The sequence below is a fragment of the Streptomyces sp. NPDC059003 genome (genome assembly GCF_042740445.1).
Taxonomy (GTDB): domain Bacteria; phylum Actinomycetota; class Actinomycetes; order Streptomycetales; family Streptomycetaceae; genus Streptomyces.
This window is the reverse complement of sequence record NZ_JBHYJH010000278.1, coordinates 1-7,119: the sequence shown is the minus strand read 5'-3', so window position 1 is coordinate 7,119 and position 7,119 is coordinate 1. Positions and strand designations below refer to the sequence as shown.

The 7,119-nt window shown below is 76.1% G+C and carries 5 protein-coding genes and 1 pseudogene; 3 read left to right on the top strand and 3 right to left on the bottom strand.

The annotated features are described in order from the left end of the window. Together ACFWZ5_RS43250 and ACFWZ5_RS43245 are read left to right on the top strand one after the other, a co-directional pair. Positions 1-464: pseudogene (locus tag ACFWZ5_RS43250) on the top strand (hypothetical protein); the annotation flags it as partial. Positions 465-566: 102 nt separating this feature from the next. Beyond that, positions 567-1,466, top strand: coding sequence for a hypothetical protein (locus tag ACFWZ5_RS43245; protein ID WP_384803435.1), 900 nt, complete (start codon positions 567-569; stop codon positions 1,464-1,466). Here the strand turns inward: ACFWZ5_RS43245 and ACFWZ5_RS43240 are convergent. Then, complete coding sequence (locus ACFWZ5_RS43240) at positions 1,438-3,612, bottom strand: tetratricopeptide repeat protein (protein WP_384803438.1); 2,175 nt, start codon at positions 3,610-3,612, stop codon at positions 1,438-1,440. The two genes, ACFWZ5_RS43245 and ACFWZ5_RS43240, sit on opposite strands and share 29 nt — an antisense overlap. 174 nt (positions 3,613-3,786) lie before the next feature. Continuing rightward, positions 3,787-5,238, bottom strand: a complete 1,452-nt coding sequence (locus tag ACFWZ5_RS43235) for a dihydrolipoyl dehydrogenase family protein (protein WP_384803440.1) — start codon at positions 5,236-5,238, stop codon at positions 3,787-3,789. A gap of 117 nt (positions 5,239-5,355) precedes the next feature. Here ACFWZ5_RS43235 and trxA point away from each other — a divergent pair, with 117 nt between their 5' ends. Continuing rightward, on the top strand, positions 5,356-5,745 hold the full coding sequence (gene trxA, locus ACFWZ5_RS43230) for a thioredoxin (RefSeq protein ID WP_384803443.1): 390 nt from the start codon (positions 5,356-5,358) through the stop codon (positions 5,743-5,745). A 21-nt stretch (positions 5,746-5,766) separates the two neighbouring features. Here trxA and ACFWZ5_RS43225 read toward each other — a convergent pair whose 3' ends face one another. After that, positions 5,767-6,822, bottom strand: a complete 1,056-nt coding sequence (locus tag ACFWZ5_RS43225) for a LacI family DNA-binding transcriptional regulator (protein WP_384803446.1) — start codon at positions 6,820-6,822, stop codon at positions 5,767-5,769. Between the last annotated feature and the right edge of the window lie 297 nt (positions 6,823-7,119).

Genomic DNA, 7,119 nt, shown 5'->3' with positions numbered 1-7,119 from the left:
GAGCCGAGCCGAGCCGAGCCGAGCCGAGCCGAGCCGAGCCGAGCCGAGCCGAGCCGAGCCCGGTGTTCGGGCTTTCGGCGGAGTGGCTGCTTGCGGACGGGGTGCCGTTCGTGGACGCCCTGGTCCTCTCGCACCCCGAGCAGGTCGAGCGGCTGCGGGCCGCCTGCCCCGAGGCCGCGCCGGCCGCCGTGCTCGGCGGGGACCCGTGCTTCGACCGGCTGCTCGCCGCCCGGCCGTACCGGGAGCGGTTCCGCCGCGCGCTCGGGGTGCGGCGCGGGCAGCGGCTCGTCCTGCTGAACTCCACCTGGAACCCGGAGTCGCTCTTCGGTGACGGCGGCGACGACGTACTGCCCTCGCTCCTTCCGCGCCTCACGGCCGAGCTGCCCGCGGACGAGTACCGCGTCGCCGCGGTCCTGCACCCCAACATCTGGCACGGCCACGGCCCCGGTCAGATCAGGATGTGACTCGACCGCGCGTCCCGGGGCGGGCTCACGCTCGTCGACCCGCTGCACGGCTGGCGGCAGGCGCTCGTCGCCGCCGACCTGACGCTCGGCGACTTCGGGTCCGTGTCGTACTACAGCGCGGCCCTCGGCACGCCGGTCGTGCTCGGCTCCGCCGACACGCGCGGCCTCGGCGAGGACTCACCGGTCGCCGCCTTCGTCCGGGGAGCACCCCGGCTCGACCCGTACCGCCCGCTGCGCCCGCAGCTGGACGCGGCCCTCGACCGGCACGGCACGGCACCCGGCCCCGCCCCCGGCTCCGGCCCCGCCCCCGCGGAGCTGACCTCGTCCGCTCCGGGGCGCGCGGCCGAGCTGCTGCGGCGGACGTTCTACGGGCTCATGGGCCTCGCGGAGCCCGCCGCGCCCGCGCTCCTCGACCCGCTGCCGCTGCCGCCGTACCAGCCGCCCGTGCGCACCGCCCCCATCCGTGTCATCACCCGGCTGCGCGGCGCGGGCGAGGTCGCGGTCGCCCGCTACGCGGACCCCCGGCAGGAACCGGACGCCGAGGGCCAGGCGCACACCGCGGTGCACGAGGACACCCTGGACCCGCGCCGGCTCACCGTCGCCGACGTGATCCTGCGCGAGGGCGCGCCGGACGACCCGCGGCTCGGCCCGCCCGCCGCGTGGGCCGCGGACGTCCTGGAGCGGCATCCGCACTGCGGCCTCGCCGCGTACATCACGGGGCCCGGCGAGTGCACCGTCCGCACCCGCGACGGCCGCCTGTTGCGCCTGGCCTCGGGGCCGGGGGCGGCGGACCCGGCCGCGTGCGCCTCGGCCCTGTTCGCGTGGCTCGCGTCCGGCAAGGGGCCGGAGGAACTGGCGGGCGGCCTGACGGTGTGGACCGGCGACACCGCGCACACGGTGTCGGTCACACCCGTCGCCGCGGACCCCGTCACTCCCGCGGATCCGGTCACTCCCCCGGGTCCCGCCGGTCCCGTCACTCCCGCCGGTCCCCCGGCCCGCTGACGTCCCCGTCGCGCAGCGCCCGCAGATACGCCACGTGGTAGTGGGCCCCCTCGCTGGTGAGCGCCTCGACGGCCCAGTCGATGAGGGGCCCCGCGGCCTCGCGGCGGCCGCTGAGGACGTACAGCTCGGCGAGGTCGGTCCGCGCACGGGCCGCGTTGTACGGCTCGCCGCTGTCGTCGAAGAACCGCACCGCCTCCCGCAGCAGCCCTTCGGCCCCGTCCAGGGCAAGCCCCTCGCGCAGGGCGATGCCGCGCTGGGCGCGGCCACGGAAGCGCCGCAGCAGGGCGCGGATGCGCGGCAGATCGGCGTGGCCGTCGTCGTCGGGGCCGATGCCGTCGGCGATGCGCCCCGACTCGGCGAACAGCTCGTCGGCCTCCCGGAAACCCCAGCGGGCGAGCTCGACGCGGCCCAGCGTCTCGACCGCCGTGGCCTCGCCCCGCAGGTGTCCCGCGAGCCGCTCGGCGGTGCGGGCCGCGGTGGCCTCGCGCGCCGCCTCGTCGAAGTCGAGGGTCTCGATGAGGGCGGACGCCAGGTACGTGTGCATGCGCCCGGCCGTCCTCGTGCCCGGGCACACCGTGTCGGCGACCTCCGCCGCCGCCCGCAGCGCGGGCAGCAGCGCCTCGTGCCGCCCGGCCTTGAGCTGCACCGCCCACAGCGCCTCCATCAGCGTGCAGGCGGTGTCCCCGAAGCCGAACTCCCGGGCGGCGAGCACGGCTTGGACCAGGTTGCCGAGCTCGTCGACGAGCGCCGCGAGGGCCGCGCCCCTGCTCGGGTACGTTCCCGGTACGGCCTGCGCGAAGGCCGCCGCCACGTGCCAGCGCTCCGGCAGCGCGTCCAGGTCGGCTTGCACGGCGAACCGCAGATACCACTGGACGGCGCGCTCCACGGCCCGCGCGCACCCGGCGAGGCCGTCCTCGCGGGCCGCCGCCCGCTCCGCGTGGCCGCGTACGGAGGGCCGGTAGCGGTAGCGGCCCGCACCGGCCTGTTCCAGGAGTCTGCGCTCCACGAGGCGGTCCAGGAGCCCGGCCGTGACGCCCTCGTCCAGCTCGGCGGCCGCGGCGGCGGGCCCGGCGGTGAACGCGGGCCAGGGCCACAGCGCGGCACGGCGGTACAGGCGGGCGAGGTCGGGGTCCAGGGCGTCGTAGAGGCCGTCGAGGACGGCCTGGTCGGTACTCGGGGAGCCGTCGCCCTGCACAGAAGTCCTCCCGGAAGTCGTCCCGGAAGTTCTCCCGGACGCGGTGTCGTCGGACAGGAGGGCCGCCGTGGCCCACAGGGCGTACGGAGATCCGGCGCACCGGGACAGCGTGGGCGGCAGGGCGGGGCCGAGCCAGTCCACCGCTTCCTTGCCCGCCGCCTCGGTGAGCAGCTGCTTCGCGTGGCGGCGGGAGAGCGGGGTGACCTCGACGGGTTCGGCGTCCAGGCCCACCAGGCGGCGGTGGGCGACGACGAGGGTGAAGACACCGGACGCGGACGGCAGCAGCGGGCCGACCTGCGCGGCCGACCGGGCGTGGTCGAGGACGAGGAGCAGCCGCCGCCCCGCGAGCAGGCGCTGGAACAGCGCGGCCCGGTCCCCGGGCCCCGGCGGGATGTCTCGGCCGTCGACACCCAGGCCCCGCAGGGCCGTCCGCAGGGCCGCCTCGGCGTCGAGCCCCGCGCCCGCGGGTCCACCGGCGAGGTCGACGTACAGGCGCCCGTCGGGGAAGCGGTCCTCCTCGCCCGCGCCGAACCGCACGGCGAGCCCCGTGGTGCCGATTCCTTCGGGTCCGTACAGCAGGACCCGGCGCGGACGGCCGTCGTGCTTGCGGGCCGCCTCGCGGCGCAGCCGCCGCAGCGGCTCCTGACGGTCGACGAACTGCCGTACCGGCACGGGCAGTTGGGGCACGGAGAGCGCTGCGGGCCGCCGCAGCGCCTGGTCCGCGAGGCGCCCGAGTTCGGCGAGGCGTCCGGCCACCACCGGGTCCTGGCGCGCCGCCGCGAGCAGTTCCGGCGCCAGGGCGGTGAGTCCGGCGGAGCGGTCCGGTGCCCGGGTGTCCGTCCCGAAGAGGCCGCCGACGAGCGTGTAGAGCTGCTTCCCCGCCTCGTTGGCCATCCCGGATCCCACCGCCGCCAGCGTCGCCGTGACCATCCCCAGCGATATGGGATCCACCGTGCCCCCGCTCTCCGTCGTACCGCTCACCCGGCCGGGACCAGTATCGGCGAGAACATCACCGTCAGCGGCCGCCCACCACCGCATCCGGCCATGACACGGCTTGATCGGATCGGTCAGCGGACGGGCGGGGAGCGGGACCTGACGCCGCGTCAACCCCGGTACGTCTCCGCGTCAGCCCCGGTACGTCTCCAGGAGCCGCAGCCACACCTCGCTGATCGTCGGGTACGCGGGCACCGCGTGCCACAGGCAGTCGATGGGCACCTCGCCCGCGACGGCGACCGTGGCCGAGTGGATGAGCTCGCTGACGCCGGGGCCGACGAAGGTGACGCCGAGGAGGACCTCGCGGTCCAGGTCGACGACCATGCGGGCGCGGCCGCGGTAGCCGTCGGCGTACAGGCCCGCGCCCGCCACGGACGCCAGGTCGTAGTCGACGGCGCGGACGCGGTGCCCCGCGGCCTCGGCGGCGGCGAGGGTGAGGCCCGCCGACGCGGCCTCGGGGTCGGTGAAGACGACCTGCGGGACCGCGGCGTGGTCGGCGGTGGCCGCGTGGGCGCCCCAGCGGTCGGTCTCCAGGAGCGGGACGCCCTGGGCGCGGGCGGCGATCGCGGCACCCGCGATACGGGCCTGGTACTTGCCCTGGTGCGTGAGCAGCGCGCGCCGGTTCACGTCGCCCACCGCGTACAGCCAGTCGCTGCCCTCGACCTTGCAGCTGTCGTCGACGGGCAGCCACGCGCCGGGTTCGAGGCCGACCGTCTCGAGGCCCAGGTCGTCGGTGCGGGGCGCGCGGCCGGTCGCGAAGAGGATCTCGTCGGCCTCGACCGTGCCGCCGCCGTCGAGCTCGACGGTGACGGTGGCGCCCTGGCGGCGCACAGCGCTCACCGAGGTGTGCGTGCGGACGTCGGCGCCCGCCTCGCGCAGCGCGTCGGCCACCAGCTCACCGGCGAACGGCTCCATCTTCGGCAGCGGTCCCCCGCCGCGCACGAGCAGCGTCACCTGGGAGCCGAGGGCCTGCCAGGCCGTGGCCATCTCCACACCGACGACGCCGCCGCCCACCACGACGAGCCGTCCGGGCACGTGGTCCGCGCTGGTCGCCTCCCGGCTCGTCCAGGGCCTGGCGTCGGCGACGCCGGGCAGGTCGGGGACGACGGCGCGGCTGCCGGTGGAGACGGCCACGGCGTGCCGTGCGTCGAGCACGACGACGGACCCGTCAGGGCCGGTGACGGTGACGCGGCGCGTCCCGGCGAGCCGCCCCTGCCCCCGGTACAGGTCCACGCCGATCGAGTCCAGCCAGCCGACCTGCCCGTCGTCCTTCCAGTGGGAGGCGTAGTCGTCGCGGTGCGCGAGGACCGCGGGCGCGTCGAGCGGGCCCTGGACGAGCTGCTCGAGGCCCGGCACGCGGCGGGCGTCGGCGCGGGCCACGGCGGGCCGGAGCAGCGCCTTGCTGGGCATGCACGCCCAGTACGAGCACTCACCGCCGACGAGCTCGCTCTCCACGATCGCCGCGCTCAGGCCCGCCGCGCGCGCCCGGTCGGCGACGTTCTCGCCCACCGGTCCCGCGCCGATGACCACGACGTCGTACGTGATTGCCTGTGTGCCGCCCGTGGCGTCGGTGGATTGCGTCATGGGGACAGTCTGGTACCAGGTGTGCGGCGTGGCCACACGGGTACGCGCGCGGAATACGGCCGCCGCCGCGGCCGTTGTGCACGACGGCTTCGCCCACATCAGGAAGAGAGAATCACCATGAGCAGCACGACCGTGGAGCTCACGAAGGAAAACTTCGACCGGACGATGACGGAGAACGACTTCGTCCTGATCGACTTCTGGGCGTCCTGGTGCGGGCCGTGCCGCCAGTTCGCGCCGGTCTACGAGAAGGCCGCGGAGGAAAACCCCGACCTGCTGTTCGGCAAGGTCGACACGGAGGCCCAGCCGGAGCTCGCGGCCGCCTTCGGCATCCAGTCCATCCCGACGCTGATGATCGTCCGCGATCAGGTCGCGGTGTTCGCGCAGCCGGGCGCCCTGCCGGAGTCCGCGCTCACGGACGTCATCGGGCAGGCCCGCAAGCTCGACATGGACGAGGTGCGCAAGTCGGTGGCCGAGCAGCAGGCCAAGGAGGGCGGCCAGGGCCAGTAGCCCCGCGGCAGGGGGTGGTGCTCAGCTCGACTCGCGGTGCACCACGCTCGCACCGAGCACGTCGTGGACCTCCGGCCGCGCGCCGGGCTCGCGGACCGCGCGGTCGACGAGCTCGGCGAGGCCGCGGCCCGACGGCAGCTCGATCCTTATGCTGCTCAGGCGGGGGCGCAGGAGCCGGCCGAGCATGAGGTCGTCGGCGCCGACGACGGCGGTGTCGTCCGGGACGCGCACGCCCTGGTCCTGCAGGGCGCGCATCAGGAGCATCGCGTACTCGTCGTTGTACGCGAAGACGGCGTCGAGCCCGAGCCCCGGCCAGCGGGCCGCGAGCCGGGCGGCGGACTCCTCGCCGTACGCGAGCGGCAGCGCGGTGACCTCGCCGTCGACCGCGCCCTGCACGGTGGTGCGGACGCCGTCGAGGCGCGGCCGCGAGAAGGGTTCGAGGCCGGGCTCCTCGGGGACGACGACGCCTATGCGGCGGCGGCCGCGCGCAAGCAGGTGCTCGGCGGCGCTGCGGCCGACCAGGCGCTGGTCCATCAGGAGCGCGTGCGCCCCCTCGGCCCGCTGCGGGCCGAGCGTGAAGACGGCCTTGGCGCCGGAGCGCTTGAGGACGCCGACGCCGCGGGCGCCGAGGGCGGTGGCGTCGGGGGCGAGGACGGCGACGGGGCGCAGCTCCGCCCAGGCGCGGGCGGCCTCCTCGCCGCTCAGTCCGACGCTGCCGTACTGCACGACGGTGTAGTCGAACCGGCTCAGCGCCCACTGGAGTTCGAGGAAGAACCGGCTGAACAGCGGGCCCACCGCGATCTGCGGCGTGGGCATCAGGACCATGCGGGTGTGTCCGGCGCGCAGGCTGCGGGCCGCGGCGTGCGGGACGTACCCGAGTTCCTTGGCCGCCTCGTGGACGCGGCGGCGCGTGGGCTCGCTGATCCGGACGGCGCTGGTGTTGTTCAGTACGTAGCTGACGGTCGCGCGGGAGACGCCCGCGAGGCGTGCGACGTCGGCGCTCGTCGGCACGGCGTGCGGTGCGGGGTCGGGGTCCTGCGGCGGAGGGTCGGGCTGCTGCTCGGGTATCTGCACCATGACGATGACAATCCTTCCAGATTGCCCAGGGGCGCACCCAGGCGGGCGTGGGGGCGCTGCCGGGCAGGGACCGGGGCACGGCCGCGCACGTCAAACCCCCTGGTGGGGTGGCTTGTTCGGCACGCTCCGGCCGGACGGCACACACCGCCCCCACGCGCCGCGCGTCCCCTGGGGGCTCCGCCCCCGGACCCCCTTTTATCCGGCGCTCCGCGCCTCGCCCTCAAACGCCGGGCAGGCTGATTCCCCCACCCGCCCGCCCTTTCCTGGGGCTCCGCCCCAGACCCCGCTCCTCAAACG